18 protein-coding genes, 1 tRNA gene and 1 pseudogene are annotated in these 15,139 nt (G+C 68.6%); 6 read left to right on the top strand and 14 right to left on the bottom strand.

Features of this window, described 5'->3' with window-relative positions:
• Positions 1-3 precede the first annotated feature (3 nt).
• On the top strand, positions 4-696 hold the full coding sequence (locus tag ACXJKM_RS19710) for a M23 family metallopeptidase (protein ID WP_457354541.1): 693 nt from the start codon (positions 4-6) through the stop codon (positions 694-696).
• Between the two features lie 29 nt (positions 697-725).
• Here ACXJKM_RS19710 and ACXJKM_RS19705 read toward each other — a convergent pair.
• Positions 726-998, bottom strand: a pseudogene (locus tag ACXJKM_RS19705) (aliphatic sulfonate ABC transporter ATP-binding protein); the annotation flags it as partial.
• 381 nt (positions 999-1,379) lie between these two features.
• On the opposite strand from ACXJKM_RS19705, the gene ACXJKM_RS19700 reads away from it, so the two are divergent.
• Positions 1,380-1,700 (top strand): hypothetical protein, encoded by a 321-nt coding sequence (locus ACXJKM_RS19700; RefSeq protein WP_457354539.1) that lies wholly within the window; start codon positions 1,380-1,382, stop codon positions 1,698-1,700.
• 70 nt (positions 1,701-1,770) lie between these two features.
• Positions 1,771-2,373: a hypothetical protein gene (locus tag ACXJKM_RS19695; protein WP_457325670.1), complete on the top strand. Its 603-nt coding sequence runs from the start codon at positions 1,771-1,773 to the stop codon at positions 2,371-2,373.
• 48 nt (positions 2,374-2,421) lie between these two features.
• On the opposite strand, the gene ACXJKM_RS19690 is transcribed toward ACXJKM_RS19695, so the two are convergent.
• The 9 genes from ACXJKM_RS19690 to ACXJKM_RS19650 all read right to left on the bottom strand — a co-directional run bounded on the left by ACXJKM_RS19690 (position 2,422) and on the right by ACXJKM_RS19650 (position 11,719).
• The gene (locus tag ACXJKM_RS19690) at positions 2,422-3,210 is read right to left on the bottom strand and encodes an ATP-binding cassette domain-containing protein (protein ID WP_056198905.1); all 789 of its coding nucleotides are present in this window, start codon (positions 3,208-3,210) and stop codon (positions 2,422-2,424) included.
• Between the two features lie 2 nt (positions 3,211-3,212).
• Positions 3,213-3,977 (bottom strand): aliphatic sulfonate ABC transporter permease SsuC, encoded by a 765-nt coding sequence (ssuC, locus tag ACXJKM_RS19685; RefSeq protein ID WP_056198904.1) that lies wholly within the window; start codon positions 3,975-3,977, stop codon positions 3,213-3,215.
• Positions 3,978-3,981: 4 nt separating this feature from the next.
• Entirely contained in the window at positions 3,982-5,154 is a 1,173-nt protein-coding gene (gene ssuD, locus ACXJKM_RS19680) for an FMNH2-dependent alkanesulfonate monooxygenase (RefSeq protein WP_457354537.1), read from the bottom strand.
• Positions 5,151-6,098, bottom strand: coding sequence for an aliphatic sulfonate ABC transporter substrate-binding protein (locus ACXJKM_RS19675; RefSeq protein WP_457354535.1), 948 nt, complete (start codon positions 6,096-6,098; stop codon positions 5,151-5,153). Before ACXJKM_RS19675 ends, ssuD begins: the two co-directional genes overlap by 4 nt.
• Positions 6,095-7,060: a sulfonate ABC transporter substrate-binding protein gene (locus tag ACXJKM_RS19670; protein ID WP_457354533.1), complete on the bottom strand. Its 966-nt coding sequence runs from the start codon at positions 7,058-7,060 to the stop codon at positions 6,095-6,097. The genes ACXJKM_RS19675 and ACXJKM_RS19670 overlap by 4 nt, the downstream gene beginning before the upstream one ends.
• A gap of 46 nt (positions 7,061-7,106) precedes the next feature.
• Complete coding sequence (ssuE, locus tag ACXJKM_RS19665) at positions 7,107-7,739, bottom strand: NADPH-dependent FMN reductase (RefSeq protein ID WP_457354531.1); 633 nt, start codon at positions 7,737-7,739, stop codon at positions 7,107-7,109.
• 146 nt (positions 7,740-7,885) lie between these two features.
• Positions 7,886-8,470 carry a YdeI/OmpD-associated family protein gene (locus tag ACXJKM_RS19660; protein ID WP_056198890.1) on the bottom strand — a complete coding sequence of 195 codons (585 nt, stop codon included), beginning with the start codon at positions 8,468-8,470 and terminating at the stop codon, positions 7,886-7,888.
• Positions 8,463-9,872 carry an MFS transporter gene (locus tag ACXJKM_RS19655; RefSeq protein WP_457354529.1) on the bottom strand — a complete coding sequence of 470 codons (1,410 nt, stop codon included), beginning with the start codon at positions 9,870-9,872 and terminating at the stop codon, positions 8,463-8,465. Before ACXJKM_RS19655 ends, ACXJKM_RS19660 begins: the two co-directional genes overlap by 8 nt.
• Entirely contained in the window at positions 9,869-11,719 is a 1,851-nt protein-coding gene (locus ACXJKM_RS19650) for an aspartyl protease family protein (RefSeq protein ID WP_457354527.1), read from the bottom strand. Before ACXJKM_RS19650 ends, ACXJKM_RS19655 begins: the two co-directional genes overlap by 4 nt.
• Positions 11,720-11,770: 51 nt before the next feature.
• Here ACXJKM_RS19650 and ACXJKM_RS19645 point away from each other — a divergent pair, with 51 nt between their 5' ends.
• Positions 11,771-12,523, top strand: a complete 753-nt coding sequence (locus ACXJKM_RS19645; RefSeq protein ID WP_457354525.1) for a helix-turn-helix domain-containing protein — start codon at positions 11,771-11,773, stop codon at positions 12,521-12,523.
• Between the two features lie 12 nt (positions 12,524-12,535).
• Here ACXJKM_RS19645 and ACXJKM_RS19640 read toward each other — a convergent pair whose 3' ends face one another.
• Complete coding sequence (locus tag ACXJKM_RS19640; protein WP_056198881.1) at positions 12,536-13,033, bottom strand: DUF7482 domain-containing protein; 498 nt, start codon at positions 13,031-13,033, stop codon at positions 12,536-12,538.
• A gap of 306 nt (positions 13,034-13,339) precedes the next feature.
• Between ACXJKM_RS19640 and ACXJKM_RS19635 the strand changes: the two genes are divergently transcribed.
• Complete coding sequence (locus ACXJKM_RS19635; RefSeq protein WP_457354523.1) at positions 13,340-13,555, top strand: hypothetical protein; 216 nt, start codon at positions 13,340-13,342, stop codon at positions 13,553-13,555.
• A gap of 18 nt (positions 13,556-13,573) precedes the next feature.
• Here the strand turns inward: ACXJKM_RS19635 and ACXJKM_RS19630 are convergent.
• Positions 13,574-13,648 (bottom strand) — tRNA-Arg (locus ACXJKM_RS19630).
• 101 nt (positions 13,649-13,749) lie between these two features.
• Here ACXJKM_RS19630 and ACXJKM_RS19625 point away from each other — a divergent pair.
• Complete coding sequence (locus ACXJKM_RS19625; RefSeq protein ID WP_056198875.1) at positions 13,750-14,097, top strand: GFA family protein; 348 nt, start codon at positions 13,750-13,752, stop codon at positions 14,095-14,097.
• Positions 14,098-14,101: 4 nt separating this feature from the next.
• Here the strand turns inward: ACXJKM_RS19625 and ACXJKM_RS19620 are convergent, their stop codons facing one another.
• Both ACXJKM_RS19620 and ACXJKM_RS19615 read right to left on the bottom strand, forming a co-directional pair.
• Positions 14,102-14,425 (bottom strand): hypothetical protein, encoded by a 324-nt coding sequence (locus tag ACXJKM_RS19620; protein WP_457354521.1) that lies wholly within the window; start codon positions 14,423-14,425, stop codon positions 14,102-14,104.
• Positions 14,426-14,503: 78 nt separating this feature from the next.
• Complete coding sequence (locus ACXJKM_RS19615; RefSeq protein WP_457354519.1) at positions 14,504-14,806, bottom strand: hypothetical protein; 303 nt, start codon at positions 14,804-14,806, stop codon at positions 14,504-14,506.
• Positions 14,807-15,139 lie beyond the last annotated feature (333 nt).

Raw genomic sequence — 15,139 nt, 5'->3', positions numbered from 1 at the left:
GCAATGGCACTCCTACCGCCTCGCCACGGCGCGTCCCACGCGGCAATGGCCTTGCTGCTGGCCTGCGCCAGCGCTTGCAGCGAGCGCCGCGCGCCAGTGCCGCCGCCAGTCCAACCTCAGGTGACCGCGCCGGCGGTGCGGGTCGAGACACCCGCGGTGCCTTCGTCCTGGCCTGCAACGGCGGTCACACCCGAGTCAGGCCCGGTGGACGTCGCCGTCACGCCTGCCGACATCGCCGACCTGCAGGGCCGCGATTTGTCCATTCCGCTACCTGGCGTGTGGGCTGCCACCCTGACGGATACCTTCGGCGACGGCCGCACGAAAGGTGCCCATGAGGCACTGGACATCCCGGCCCCGATGCGCACGCCGGTGCTGGCGGTGGAGGACGGCGTGGTGGCCAAGCTGTTCACCAGCCAGCGCGGCGGCCTCACGGTTTACCAGTTCGACCCCGCGTCGCGCTACGCCTACTACTACGCCCACCTCGACGGCTACGCGCCGGGCTTGGTGGAAGGCCAGTCGCTGCGCCGTTGCCAGTTGGTCGGCTACGTGGGCCTGACCGGCAATTCGCCGGCCGGTGCACCGCACCTGCACCTGGCGATCTTCAAGCTCGAGCCGAAGCCACGCTGGTGGCGCGGTGCGCCGGTGAATCCGTACAACGTGCTGCGCGGCTCGCGGCCTTGCTCTGCGGGCGGCTAAGCCAGCACCACTCGCTCAGTCCCTGACAGCTAAGCCAAGGCCGGGTTGCCGACGATCTGCCGCAGCACTCGCTCCTCCAGCTCCGCAAACCCCGCCGCCGTGCGCGAGCGTGGGCGAGGCAGCGAGACCGTCGCATCCAGCGCGATGCCGCCGCGGTCGATCAGCAGCACGCGGTCGGCCAGGGCCACGGCCTCGGCGACATCGTGGGTGACGAGCAGGGCCGTGAAGCCGTGATGGCGCCAGAGCTGCTCGATGAGGCGGTGCATCTCCAGCCGGGTCAGCGCATCCAGCGCGCCCAGCGGCGAAGACGGCCCTGCTCACTGCGGGCCGAGCGAACCGCCATCGCTTCGTGCGAGCCATGCGGCGGGCCGAGCAGGGGCGGCTCGTTCACCCGGGTGAATCCGCTCTGGTCCGGCGGGGGATTTGAAACTTACATTCCCCATATCGCCGCCTGACGCCGCCGTACGGTGGGCGGTTCAGTCCAACAGGTTTATCCGCCGCCGCTATGCCGACACTTCTTCCAACCTCGCCTGGTCGGCGGATAAACGCTATTCGTTAGCCGTCTTATGCCCATATCAGCAGGCCGAATCTACGCCCTCGCTGCATTCAGCGTAGCCGCACTATTGCTGTATGTTTGGCTCTTCCAGAACTCAGTTCCTTTTGCGCCATTCACACTCGTCGCCTTGAGTGTCGGCGCCGCAATTGCGTCCGGAGCGTCGCGGCACGCACTTCTTCCAGAACACAAGACCGTTCCTGGTCTTCTCAGCCCCGCTCACGTTCGGCTTTACCTCCCCCGCCGTGCCTATCTCGGCTTCTGGCTTTCTCTCTTCTTGCTCTTCGGCCTCTTCGCCGCCGGGTTGTTTGCTCTCGGCAATCCTTCCCGTGAGCCATCTGCGGCGTGGCTACTACTTTTGTCAGGCTGGTGGTTCTTCGAGTTCTACTTTGCAGCGGCTATGCTCATCGTCGGCGTTGTTCCCGTCACCAATTCACCCCACATGCAATGAGAGCTTCAATTAATCATTCGCTGCAGCGGACGGATTCGCTGTCCGCTTAGCTCCCACGCTGGCCATCACCATGAAGCGATTGGTCTTAGTCTGCGTAGTCGGCCTCCACTGTATGGTTCAGGGAACGACGCTGCCGCCGATTGAAGTCTCTCAGCTCTTTCAAGATGCGGACATCGTCGCTTTGGTGGAGGTGACGTCTGGTGAGACGATTGGCACGGGCGAGAAGTCCTGCGGCGCCAAGTACTCGGCCTTGATAGTCGACGGATTCAAAGGCGCTTCAGCCGGGGCAACTATTGAGTTTGGGAACTACTACGGCTACGAAATTGGAAATCGCTACGTCCTGTTCCTTGTGGGGCCTGGGAGCAGGCACGAGCCAGTGATGAGTGCCAATTCCATGCATCGCGACGCTGAGGCCGAGCACGAGAAGCGGTGTGCCTCCCGCCTTCGCAGGAACACCGTGATGCACAGCGGAAACGGTGCATTGAGAGTTCATTGGGTTGCTGACTTCCAATACAAGGACGGCGTCGCGGTGCCCACGCGCTATGTTGTTTTGCCAAGCGCCGTCTCCACAATTCCAGCGAAGGTCACGGAGACAAACGTATTCTCTGGTGAGGTTTGGGTACGCCTGCCCGAGCTGGTTAATGTGCTCAGAGGCATGGCAAGTGAGGGCTAGCAAGTCAACCGACACGGACTTCCTGCCGGCCGCCGGCCATTTCCGGCGCTAAGCCAAAGCCGGGTGGCCGACGATCTGCCGCAGCACCCGCTCCTCCAGCTCCGCGAACCCTGCCGCCGTGCGAGAGCGCGGCCGTGGCAGCGAGACCGTCGCATCCAGCGCGATGCCGCCGCGGTCGATCAGCAGCACGCGGTCGGCCAGGGCCACGGCCTCGGCGACATCGTGGGTGACGAGCAGGGCCGTGAAGCCGTGATGGCGCCAGAGCTGCTCGATGAGGCGGTGCATCTCCAGCCGGGTCAGCGCATCCAGCGCGCCCAACGGCTCGTCAAGCAGCAGCAGGCGAGGGCGGTGCACGAGCGCGCGGGCGAGGGCCACGCGTTGGCGCTGGCCGCCTGACAGCGTCGCCGGCCAGTCGCTGCCGCGGCCGGCGAGGCCAACCTGGGACAGTGCCTCCATCGCGCGGTCCCTGGCATCGGGGCCGGCGAGGCCGAGCGCGACGTTGTCGACAACGCGCTTCCAGGGCAGCAGGCGGGCGTCCTGGAACATCAGCCGGCGCTCGCCCGCCGTGCCCGCTTCGACAAGGCCGGCGCTCGGCGAGTCCAGCCCGGCGATGAGCCGCAGCAGCGTGCTCTTGCCGCAGCCGCTGCGGCCCACCAGCGCGACGAACTCGCCCGGCGCGACGGTCAGGTCCAGGTCCTGCAGCACATGGCGTGTGCCGAAGGATTTGGCAACGCCGCGCAGTTGCAGCGCCAGGCCCTGCGAGGTGCTGCGCGCCGGCGTATCGGCAACCACGGGCTCACGCGGCAGCACGGGCGTGTCGAATTCAGTGAGCCACATGATCAGTTCCCCTCGGCGGCATAGCCGCGGTGCCAGGGCAGCCAGGCCTTCTCCAGCCCACGCGCGACGACGTCGGCCAGCTTGCCGAGCACGGCGTAGAGCAGGATGCCGACCAGCACGATGTCGGTCTGCAGGAATTCGCGCGCATTCATCGTCAGGTAGCCGATGCCGGCCTGGGCCGACAGCGTCTCGGCGACGATCAGCAGCACCCACATCAGCCCGAGCGAGAAGCGCAGGCCGACCAGGATGGACGGCAAGGCGCCGGGCAGGATGACCTGCCGGTAGAGCTGGAAGCCCGACAGGCCGTAGCTGCGCGCCATCTCGATGAGGTCGCGGTCGACGTTGCGGATGCCGTGGAAGGTGTTCAGGTAGACCGGGAAGAACACACCCACGGCGACCAGCACCAGCTTGGCGGCTTCGTCGATGCCGAACCACAGGATGACCAGCGGGATCAAGGCCAGCGCGGGGATGTTGCGCACCATCTGCAGCGTCGTGTCCAGCAGCGTCTCGGCCGCGCGCCAGGTGCCGGTCAGCAGGCCCAGCAACAGGCCGAGGCCGCCGCCGATGGCCAGCGCCGAGAAGGCCCGCGCCGTGCTGACGGCGACGTGATGCGCCAATTCGCCCGAGCGCAGCAGCTGCCAAAAGGCGGCCAGCACCGCGGCGGGCTCGGGCAGGATGCGCGCAGACAGCACCCCGCTGCGCGAGGCGATCTCCCAGGCGACGAGGAGAGCTGCGGGCAGCAGCCAGGGGATGAGGCGGCGCAACATCGGTTCAGCTCGCGGAAACGGCCTTGGGCACGTAGCTGTTGGCCACGACTTCGCCGAACGGGCCGGTCAGCACGGGCGCGGTGAGCTTCTCGCGCACGCCCAGCGGCAGCAGCGGGAACACCAGTTCCGCAAAGCGGTGAGCCTCGTCCAGATGCGGATAGCCGCTGAGGATGAAGTACTCCAGGCCGATGTCCGAGTATTCCTTGATGCGGTCCGCCACCTGCTGCGGGCTGCCCACCAGGGCCGTGCCCGCGCCACCGCGCACCAGGCCCACGCCGGCCCACAGATTCGGCGCGATCTCCAGCCCCTGGCGCACATCGGCCTTGTTGAACTGGCCACCATGCAGTTCGGCCATGCGGCGCTGGCCGACCGAGTCCATGGTCTTGAAGCGCGCCTGGGCGGCGGTGACGGTGGTTTCGTCCAGCTCGGACAGCAGCTCGCCGGCGGCGCGCCAGGCTTCATCTTCGGTCTCGCGCACGATGACATGCAGGCGGATGCCGTAGTGCAGGCGGCGGCCTCGTGCCGCGGCGCGTTCGCGCACGTCGGCGAGTTTTTTCTCGACCTCGGCCGGGGGTTCGCCCCAGGTCAGGTAGGTGTCGACCTGCTCCGCAGCCAGGTCGTGCGCCGGGCCTGAGGAGCCGCCGAAGAACACCGGCGGGTAGGGCTTGTTGATGGGCGGGTAGAGCACCTTGCCGCCCTTGACGCTGAGATGCTCACCATCCAGGTCCAGCGGCTCGCCGGTGTGCGAGCGGGCCAGCAGTTCGCGCCAGATGCGGATGAACTCGGCGCTCTGCTCGTAGCGCGCCGCGTGATCGAGGAACTGCCCGTCGCCGGCCAACTCGTCGGGGTCGCCGCCGGTGACAAGGTTGACGAGCAGGCGGCCGCCCGAGAGGCGGTCCAGCGTGGCGGCCATGCGGGCGCTCTGCGACGGCGCGACGAGGCCGGGCCGCAGCGCGACAAGGAACTTCAGGTTCTTGGTGGCGTCGATGAGGCTGGCCGCGACGATCCACGAGTCTTCGCAGCTGCGGCCGGTGGGCAGCAGCACACCCTCGTAGCCGAGGCTGTCGGCGGCAATGGCGATCTGCTTGAAGTAGGCATGGTCGGCCACGCGGGCGCCGCGCGAGCTGCCGAGATAGCGGCTGTCGCCGTGGGTGGGGATGAACCAGAAGATCTTCATGCTTTCACCTGTGCAATGGCATCGGCAACGCGGATGGGGCGGGGGATCAGCGCGAGCTCGGCGAAGGCGTCGGCCACTTGCTGCTGCTCGCGGACCAGGTCGGGCGTGAGCGGTCCGACGGGCGCGGCACCGCGGCGCTCGACCATGCGTTGCACGATCGCCGTGGGCAGGCCGGCGAATTCGGCATAGCGCTGCACCGCGTCCTTGCGATCGGTGCGCACGCGCGTGTCGGTGTCGGTCAGGGCCTGGAACAGCGCCTTCACCAGGGCCGGTTGCTGGCTCAGCGCGCGCGACGCCAAGTAGAAGGTGTTGTTGCTCGTCAGGCCGCGGCTGGTGGCCAGCGCGCGCAGCTCGCCGCTGATCTCGGCGGCGGCGTAGTAGGGGTCCCACACGGCCCAGGCGTCGACCGAGCCGCGCTCGAAGGCGGCGCGGGCGTCGGCGGGTGGCAGGTAGACAGGCTGGATGTCGGCCCAGGCCAGGCCAGCCTTCTTCACAGCCTGCACGGTCAGGAAGTGGGCGCTGCTGCCCTTCTGCAGCGCCACGCGTCGGCCCTTCAGGTCGGCCAGCGTCTTCAGCGGCGAGTCGGGCTTGACGAGCACGGCCGAGCTGTCCGGCTTGGGCGGCTCGGCGCCCACGTAGACAACGTCTTTGCCCGCGGCCTGCGCGAACACCGGTGGCGCGTCGCCGGTGGCGCCGAGGTCGACGCTGCCCAGTGCCAGGGCCTCCAGCAACTGCGGGCCGGCGGGGAACTCGGTCCACTGGATGCGGGTGCCAGGCAAACGCTGCTCCAGCAGACCGTAGCTCTTCAGCAGGGCGAGGTTGAGCGAGCCCTTCTGGAAGCCAATGCGAAGTTGCGTGGGTGCGTCGGCCTTGGCGCGCGTCCAGACGGCGGCCGTCGTGGCCAGGATGGCGATGGCAGCACGGCGCGTGGCGTGGGCGCTCATCGCGTGGCCTCCGCAACGGTGGTGGCGGGCAGCGCGTCGGCGACGCGGATGGGCTTGGGAATCAGGCCGAGGGCGTGGAAGGCATCGGCGATCTTCTGCTGCTCGGCGGCGACGGCCGGGGTCAGCGGCTTCACGCCGAACTGGTAGCGCGTCAGGCTCTTCTCGACGACCTCGGGCTCCAGTCCCTGCAGCGGCGCGATGACAGCCGCTGCGGCCTTGACGTTGGCCTTCACATAGGCGGCCTGGGCCTGGTTGTCATCGAACAGCGCCTGGATGACCTGCGGGTGCTGCTGCGCGAAGCCACGCTCGGCCAGGTAATAGGCGTAGTTGTTGACCAGGCCGCGGCCGTCCTGCAGCAGGCGCGCACCGCTCTGCTTTTCGACGGCGGCGAGGAAGGGGTCCCAGATCACCCAGGCATCCACCGCACCTCGCTCGAAGGCGGCACGGGCGTCGGCCGGCGGCAGGTAGACGGGCTGCACGTCGCTGTACTTCAAGCCCTGCTTCTCCAGCGCCTTCACGAGCAGGTAGTGCACGTTGCTGCCCTTGTTCAGCGCGATCTTCTTGCCCTTCAGGTCGGCCAGCGTCCTGATGGCGGAATCCTTGGGCACGACGATGGCTTCGGCCTCAGGCGCGGCGGGATCAAAGCCGATGTAGACGAAGCGCGCGCCGGCGGCCTGCGCAAAGATGGGCGGCGCCTCGCCGACAAAGCCCACGTCGACGGCGCCGACGTTCAGGCCCTCGAGCAGCTGCGGGCCGGCCGGGAACTCCACCCACTTCACGGCGACGCCGAGGGAGCTGAGCTTCTTCTCGAGCGAGCCCGAGGACTTCTGCAGCGTCAACAGGCTGGCGGATTTCTGGAAGCCGATGCGTAACGTTGTCTGGGCAGAAGCGTGCAGGCTGGTGGCCGCGATCAGCAGCGGCGCGGTCCAGCGGAAGACATGTCGAAGAGAGCGGAAAAGCATGAAGAGCGTCCTGTGCAAAAAGATCCCGGCGCTCGGGCGCACCCGATCAGCGCCCGAGCGCCGGGATGAAGTCGCCGGTCCCGTGCGGGAGGCGAGGAGACAAGCGGTGGTGAAGCTGGCCTTGCGGCGTCGACAGCTGAGTGGGCTCTGGCGAGTTCCGCATTCGTGGCGTCAGCGGAGCGAGGGCACGGTCCAGCCGTGCAATCAGATCGGGCTCCGGCACGAAGCCGCCGGCCTCATGACGGCGCAATTGAGCGTCAGTGGCGAATACGCCGTCGAGCACATGGCGGGCGCCCAGGGCCGACAGCACGGGCTTGAGGGCGTAGTCCAGTGCCAGGAAATGAGCCGCGCTGCCACCCGTGGCCAGCGGCAGCACGACCTTGCCTCGCAGCGCATCGGGCGGGAGCAGATCGAGAAAGACCTTGAGCAGGCCGCTGTAGGCCGCCTTGTAGATGGGAGTGCCGACGACGACCACGTCGGCCTGCTCGACGGCTTGCACGGCGGCGGCTATGGCCCGGTCCTGCACGTTCGCCGTCAGCAGCGCTGCGGCGGGCAGCTCGCGCACGAGGATGTCGTCGTGATGCGTGGCGCGGCCTTCCAGGCGCGTCAGCGCGAACTGCGTGAGCCAGGCGGAGCGCGAGCGTTCGCTGGGGCTGGCTGAGAGGCTGGTGATGTGCATGGCGGCCGGTGTCGGTTGATGCCTTGCACGATAGGGAAACCGCCTTCCTCGCGGAACGAAGGAAAGCGGGGATGCTTATTCGCAGAGCGTTGGCGCGTGTTTGGCTGGCGGCCCGTGCACGACGGTCGCGCCACAGCACCGCGGGCCTAGCCGCCGCCGCGTTCAACAGGCGCGCAAGCCCCCTCGAGGGTGTCGATCAGCTTCGCGAGCTGCACCTGTCTGGCCCGTTCATCGCGCGCCGTCAGCAGCTTCAGGATCCATGCGTACTGACGCGTGCGGCCGAGCGACTCGAACGCCGCGCTGGCGAGCGGGTGGCTCGCCAGCGCGACGGCCAGGTCGTGCGGAATGCCGGCGGTGCGCTGCGGCGCATAGGCGGCGGCCCAGCGGCCGTCGGCCCGGGCTGCATCGATCTCGGCCTGGCCCGTGGCCCGCATGCGGCCCGCGGCGGCCAGCACCGCCACCTTGTCCACATTGATCTGCGACCAGCGGCTGCCTGGGCGGCGAGGCACGTACTTCTGCAGGTAGTGGCGCTCGTCCAGCGCCCTGCGTTGGCCGGAGATCCAGCCGAAGCAAAGGCCCACGTCGACCGCCTCGTCGCTCGTCAGCGAGGGCAGGCCCGACCCCTTCCTGGCAATCTTGAGCCAGACGCCACCCTGGAGATCGACATGCGCCTCCAGCCAGGCCTCGAATTCGGCGGCGTCGCGAAAAGCGATCACCGGTGCTTCAGCCATGGCCGTCGTCCGGCGCCTGCCGCCAGGCGAGCACGATGAGCAGGGTGAACGCAATGCCTGCCGCAATCGTGCAGGCGGCATGGGCGATCCCCTGGGCACGCGCCGCGCGCAGCGCCTGCGCGGCCACCCCGCCGCTGGCGTGGTTGGCAATCAACACCAGCACCGCGAGGCCGACGGCCGCACCGATGCCCGAGGCGGTGGAGACAATGCCCGAGGCCACGCCTTGCCGGTCGTCTTGGACACCCTGGGCAGCCGCGATGAACATGGCCGTGAACATGGCGCCATCGCCGAGGCTGACGACCACCATGCCAGGCAGCAGGTCCAGGTAGCCGGCGTCGGGCCGGGCGGCCAGGCCGATCATGAGTGCGCCGGCGGCGCCCACGAGCAGCGCGCCTGCCATCGTGCGGCGCAGGCCGAAGCGGGTGGCCAGCCGACCGGCTGCCGCCGACGCCCCGGTCACGACGGCCGTGGGCACCAGGAAGGCCAGGCCGGCGTGCAGGGCGTCGTAGCCGAGCACATCCTGAAAGAAGAGGGACAGGAAGTAGAGCAGCGTGCCGAAGGTGGCCATGAACAGCGCGGCGGTGACCGCGGCGAGTGCAAGCCAGCCGTTTCGCAACAGGGCCAGCGGCAGGATCGGGTCGGCGCTGCGCCGCTCGACGGCGACGAAGGCCCCGGCCAGCGCGAGCCCGGCGAGCAGGGCGGCGAGGATCCATGGCGATGTCCAGCCCAGCTCGGGCCCCTGGACCAGGGCCAGGACGATGAGCGTGACGCAGGCCGTGGCGCTGATTGCGCCGGGAAGGTCGAACGGCCGCGACAGGTCGAGCGGCCCGTCGTGTGCGATCAGCGCGAAGGTGGCCGCCAGCGCCGCGCCGGCGAGGGGCACGTTGACGAGGAAGACGGCCCGCCAACCGAAGCCGCTGGTCAGCGCCCCGCCCGCCAGCACGCCGACCACCAGCCCAGCCGCGCCCGCGCCGGCCCAGAAGCCGAGTGCCTGGTTGCGGGCCGGGCCTTGTTTGAACAGCACGTTGATCAGCGCCAGGGTACTGGGGAACACGAGGGCGCCGCCGAGGCCCTGGAAGGCGCGGGCCACCAGTTGTTGCGCCGTGCCGGTCGCCAGCCCTCCGGCCAGGGACGCCAGGCAGTACAGCAGCAGGCCCGCCGCCAGAACCCTGCGCCGGCCCAGCAGGTCCGACGCGCGGCCGCCGAGCAGCAGGAAACCGCTCGACGCAATCGCGTAGGCACTGATGACCGATTGCAGTGTCTGGGACGAGTAGCCCAGGTCCCGGCCGATGTCCGGCAGCGCAACCACCACGATGTACTGGTCGAGCGAGACGATGAACATGGCCAGCGACAGCAGCAGCAGGACGGCGCGTGTTCGCCGGCGTTCGTCGTGGTCGCTCACAGCCGCTCCCGCAGCACCAGCACGACGCCGCGTGGCTCGGTGCCGCGCTGCATGCCCAGCGTGATGCGATCGCCATCCGCCCGGGTGCGCAGCAGCGCCCGTGTCGCGGACAGCTCATCGGCCCGCGCCGCCCGGCCATCGAGGGTGAGGAGCCGGTCACCGACGGCAACCCCTGCCGCCTCCGCCGGGCCGCCGGGGGAGACGTGGGCCACGACGAAGCCCTCGTCGGCCGCGTTGAGCCACATGCCCGAGCGATCGAAGCGGCCCGCGTCGACAGGCGGCGGGACGATGGGCTTGAGGTACATGCGCTGGCGCGAGTAGTCGAAGCTGGTCACGAAGCGCTTGAGCAGCCCGCTGCCGATGTTGCCGTCGAAGTTGGCATCTCTGAAGGAGCCGGCCCTGGCGCCCGACAGCGCCGCCACCGGTGCGGTGATGGTGACCGGCCCGAGCGACAGCGACGGCAGCCGCACGACCTCCGACATCGAGGGGCCGCCGACGCCCCAGCCGGTCATGGCGGAGACGGCGCCGGGGAAGCGTTCGCGCAGGCGGCGAGCGGCGACGAAGGGGCTCGTGAGGTCCACCTCGCTGCGCGAGCCGGTGTCGATGTCGAACAGCGCCGGGATGTCGCCCACGCGGCCTTCGACCTGCGGCAGGTGGTCGTAGAACTTGAAGGGGATGGCCGTGCCCGCGTCGCCGGCATCGAAGGCGTCAAAGCGGCTGAACGTCAACGTGCTGTGCTGGTAGTCGATGCGCAGCGCCAGGCGGCGCAGCAGCTCGAAGCCGACCATGCCGTCGACCCGGATGCCTTCGACCGCCGGGTCGTAGATGTCCATGGTGATCGCCGTCTGGTCTTGCATGCGGACCGGGCCGAGCGCGATCTCGCGCACCTTCGCATAGCCGCTGGTCGTCGTCTTCTCGCCGGCGCCCGCCGACGGTGAGGCGCCCTGGGCGTCAAGGCCCGCCTCGGCTACCACGCGGGACGAAAGGATGGTGTGGCCGCCGGTGTCGACGATGAAGGTGTAGGGACCGTGGCCGTTGACGTGCGCCTCGACGTAGATGTGGTTGTTCAGCAGCCGGAACGGGACGCTGGCCCGGCGGGCGCCGTCGGCCAGGGTGACGCCTTGTGGTGGGTCGGCCGGCATGGCGTAGGCGGTGCGGGGCCGCCGCGGTGGCGAGCTGACGTCGAGCAGCCGCATCGTCGCCAGGCCGGACTCGCCGGTGCCGCCGTCGACGATGACGCGGCCAGCCACCTGCGCGCCGCCCTGGCGGACGTAGTCCTCGTAGGTCGTGCGGGTGTCGAAGAACATCTGGCGCTCGGCGATGCGGGCGAGCAGCCCGCTGCCGGCGTCGAACCAGGCGTCAAAACGCAAACCGCCGCGAGGCATCACGGCGAGATGCTCCAGCGTGCGGCCGTCCAGCGTCTCGCGGCCCAGCGCCTCGATGCGGGCGCCGCCGCGATCCGGGCGCCACCACAGGTTGGCCAGCCGGTAGGCTTCGTTGATCGCCAGGCGCACCCGGTCACCGCCCTGTTGGGGCGTGTAGGCGCCAGAGATGTCGCGCATCCAGGGCAGGCGGCCGTCGAAGCCGTTCGCCACCGTGATCGGGCCGAGTTCACTGTCCGTGACGAAGGCGCCGCTGGCGGTGTCGAACCGCGTGATGACGGTGCCAACCAGCCCCTGGCCCGAATAGGCGTAGCGCAAGGCCAGGCTGCCTGCCTTGGCGGGTTCGCCTGTCGCCGCCCGGTGCGCGGCCAGCACGTGCTGTGCGGTGGCTGCACCCGACATGCACGGCAGGGCCAGCAGGGCGGCGGCCGTCCACAAGGCGCGCAAACTCGAAAACATGGTCATGCAGGCATCCCTCAGAATGAGGCCAGTTTGTGGCCGATTGCATAGCCTGTCTTGAACCGAATTCACCTGCCAAAGGGAGCACCTGGCGGACCCGGCGCGCCCGGCGCCTGCCGCCCGCTGACCGCCGGGCCGATGCGCCATCCGCCGCGCGAGCGGCTGGGCCGGCACCGGCATGACGAAGCCTTCGTCGCCCTGGTGCTCGCCGGCGGCTATGTCGAGGCGGGCGACACGGGGCGGCACCACTTGCGGGCGGGGGATGTACTCGCCCACCGCCGCTGGGAGTACCACCTGGACGAAGTGGCCGGCAGTGGCGCCCAGGTGCTGATCCTGCCCTTGCCCACCGCCTGGGAAGCTGCCACCCATGCCGCCGCCAGCGATCCGGACGCGGTGGTTCGGCTGGCGGAACGGGACCTGCATGCGGCGCTGGACCTGCTGACCGCCAGCCTGACGGAGTTGCCGATTCCCGCTTCGGACTGGCCCGACCTGCTGGCGGCACGGCTGCGCCAGGATCCTGATGCACCGGTGGCTTCGTGGGCGCGCGAACTCGGCCTGCACCCGGGCAGCCTTGCGCGCGGCTTTCGTCAGGTCTTTGGTGTGACGCCGGCGGCTTACCGCCTGTTCCAGCGTACCCATCGCGCGCTCGGCCACATCGCCCGGGGCGACGCCGGCCTGGCCGCCGTGGCCGCGCAGTGCCGCTTCGCCGACCAGGCGCACATGAGCCGCGCCATCCGCCGGATGACCGGGCTGGCGCCCTCCCAACTGCGCGGCACCCTCAGTGACGGGGGCGACCGGCCGAAGGGATGATGTCTTGCTGGCTCAGCGCACGCCCTGTAGCGCGGCGCCACGTGCCCGCACGACGGGCCAGTTCGCGACGATCTTGGTGGGAGTCAGCTGGACCTCGCCCTTTTCCTCGGCCGCCAGCACGGCCTCCTCGGATTTGAGCGTGTGCGGTGTGACGCCGGGCTTCCAGCGCACCATGACCAGCACCCACAGCGGGCTGTAGGTCGCGTCCGCATTGGCGCCGCCCACGGGCCGCGGGATGGAGGGCAATACGGTGGCCTGCTCGTCGCCCGGGAACTTGTAGGCCTTCTCGACGGGCATGCCGGGCTTGAGCGTCTGGGCCAGGGCGGGCACGTAGTTGATGCCCTGCTTCTTGGCGATGCCGGGGTCGGAGATGTCCGTGCTGACGTAATGCACGATCTCGCCCTCGAACCACGCTTCCTTCAGGGGCAGGGTGACTTCGTCGGCTGCCCAGCTGGTGGCTGTGCCCAGCAGCAGGGCAGCACTCAGTGCACGGATGACGGGTTTAGGCATTGCGGTTCCTCGTAGAAGGCGAGACGCGATTCTTGCGCACTGGCGGCAGCTCTGATCGAGCGCCTGGACCTCAAGAATGCCGGACGATCTCAACACCCACGTTGACGAGGATCAGTTGGCCCACCCATCAAGCGGCGGATTTCGCATTGAGCCGCCTGTCATCGATGCCCGGCGGCCCGGGCAGCCAGCTGTGTCTGCAGCTGCGTTGATACAGCCGAGTGAACTTGCGCCCCTTCTGTGCCTTTGCAACAGCGTGGGCGGTGCCTATCGTGATTCATCGCTTTCGAGCCTCACGAAGGAGCACCCATGCAACGTAGCGCTACCTTGTTCCCAAAATCTGTCGTCACCGGCTCGACGTCGCGCTTGGGCGCATGGCTGCTGAACCTGAGGGACGCGTTCACACGGGATGACGACGAGCGCTTTCTTAGCGAAGCCCGGGATCTCGCCGATCTGGAAAGACGGCTGCGACGCCTGGAACAGGGCCGCTCAGAGCGCTTTGGCCCGCTTCCTGGCGTTTTGTGAGGCCGCATCGATGCTTCGTGGTCCCTCCGACAGGAATCGAACCTGTATCTGCCGCTTAGGAGGCGGCCGTTCTATCCATTGAACTACGGAGAGCACCGTTGGCGCCGTGAAGGCGCCGGTCAGGCGGCGCGCATTCTCGCATGGGGTCTCGCGGGCTTTCTGGCAGCATCCGCCTACTCAAGGAGACACGCGACATGACGCACCAAGGAAGCTGCCACTGCGGCCACATCAAGTTCGAGGTCGAGGGCGAGATCGGCTCCGCCTTGTCCTGCAACTGTTCGATCTGCCAGCGCAAGGGATCGCTGCTTTGGTTCGTGCCGCGCAGCGCATTGAAACTGCTGACGCCGGAGCAGAACGCCAGCAGCTACACCTTCAACAAGCATGTCATCCAGCATCGCTTCTGCCCGACCTGTGGCATGCATCCCTATGGCGAAGGCAAGGGGCCGGACGGCTCGGCGATGGCAGCCATCAACATCCGCTGCCTGGAGGACATCGACCTGAAGGCCGTGCCCGTCACGGAGTTTGACGGGCGCTCGAAATAGGCCTTTAGAACTGCGCGACCAGATGGGGTTGGCCGGCCACCTGCGTCAGCACGCGGCGCGGCTGGTGCAGGGTGCCGCCACGCGTCGCGCGTGCCACGGCGGCCTGGACGGCGTCCAGCAGGGCGGTGAGAAGCGGGCGCTCGCCATTGCAACGCGAGCGGGGAATGACCAGGGCGAGGTCCATGGCCTCGCTGCCTTGCAGTTCCAGGCTGGCGTGAACGACCAGCGTGGACGGGGTACTGAGGGAGACGTCGAGATCGGCATCGACAAGATCGGCGGCGACCGGCAGATGGGGCACGGTCTGCGCAGAGAGTGAGTCTGTGAACATGGCCTGAATCCTCGCGGAGGGTCTTGGCGCCCGCTGTCGGGCAGACCAGGGTGGGGCTGTAGGACGGCGCCTGATTGCTCAGGAATGCATCGCCGGCAGGGCCTGCTTGACGGTCGGTTTGTCGAACAGGCGGCCGATCAGTGCCCGCGCAAAGAAGTAGTCGTTGCGCAGCTTGTCGCCGAGGGCATCAAGGCCGACGCGGCCCTGGCGGTCGCAGGGAATGTCCAGGCCGGCGCCCTGGTAGGTCAGCGGCTCGAAGTGCAGCAGATGGGTGAGCTCTGGCTCAGCCCGCAGGGTTTCGGCGATGGTCGCCTTGTGCGCGGACTGAGGAAGCGGCAGCGAAGCGGGTGCTGTTGGCGTAGTGAGCTGGACCTGGGTCATGGTGAACCTCCATCGGAATCAACAGGGGTTGATGAAACAACTTTGGTCTCAACGGGGTTTCAGATGTGTAGGCAGGCCGGGATGGCGCAGGGGTGCGCCATCGCGTCGCCTTGTAGGAGGCCGCTGGCTCTCAGCAGATACAAAGCCGGCCCGGATGCGGCTTTGTCTGACAGGCTGGAGCTCGTGGCGCATGGGCTGCGGGTCGAGCGCCGGGCCGCTCCCAAGCCGGCCCGCGGGCGATGTGCTTGCGGCTCAATGCCGCAAGCATCGCCGTCCCCTAGGGGGACCGGTCAGGCTTGCACGCGTTCAGCGGCAAGACTGGACGAGGGGCTC

The sequence above is a fragment of the Roseateles sp. P5_D6 genome, assembly GCF_054049415.1.
The sequence above is the reverse complement of the archived record's forward strand: the minus strand, read 5'-3'. Positions and strand labels throughout refer to the sequence as shown.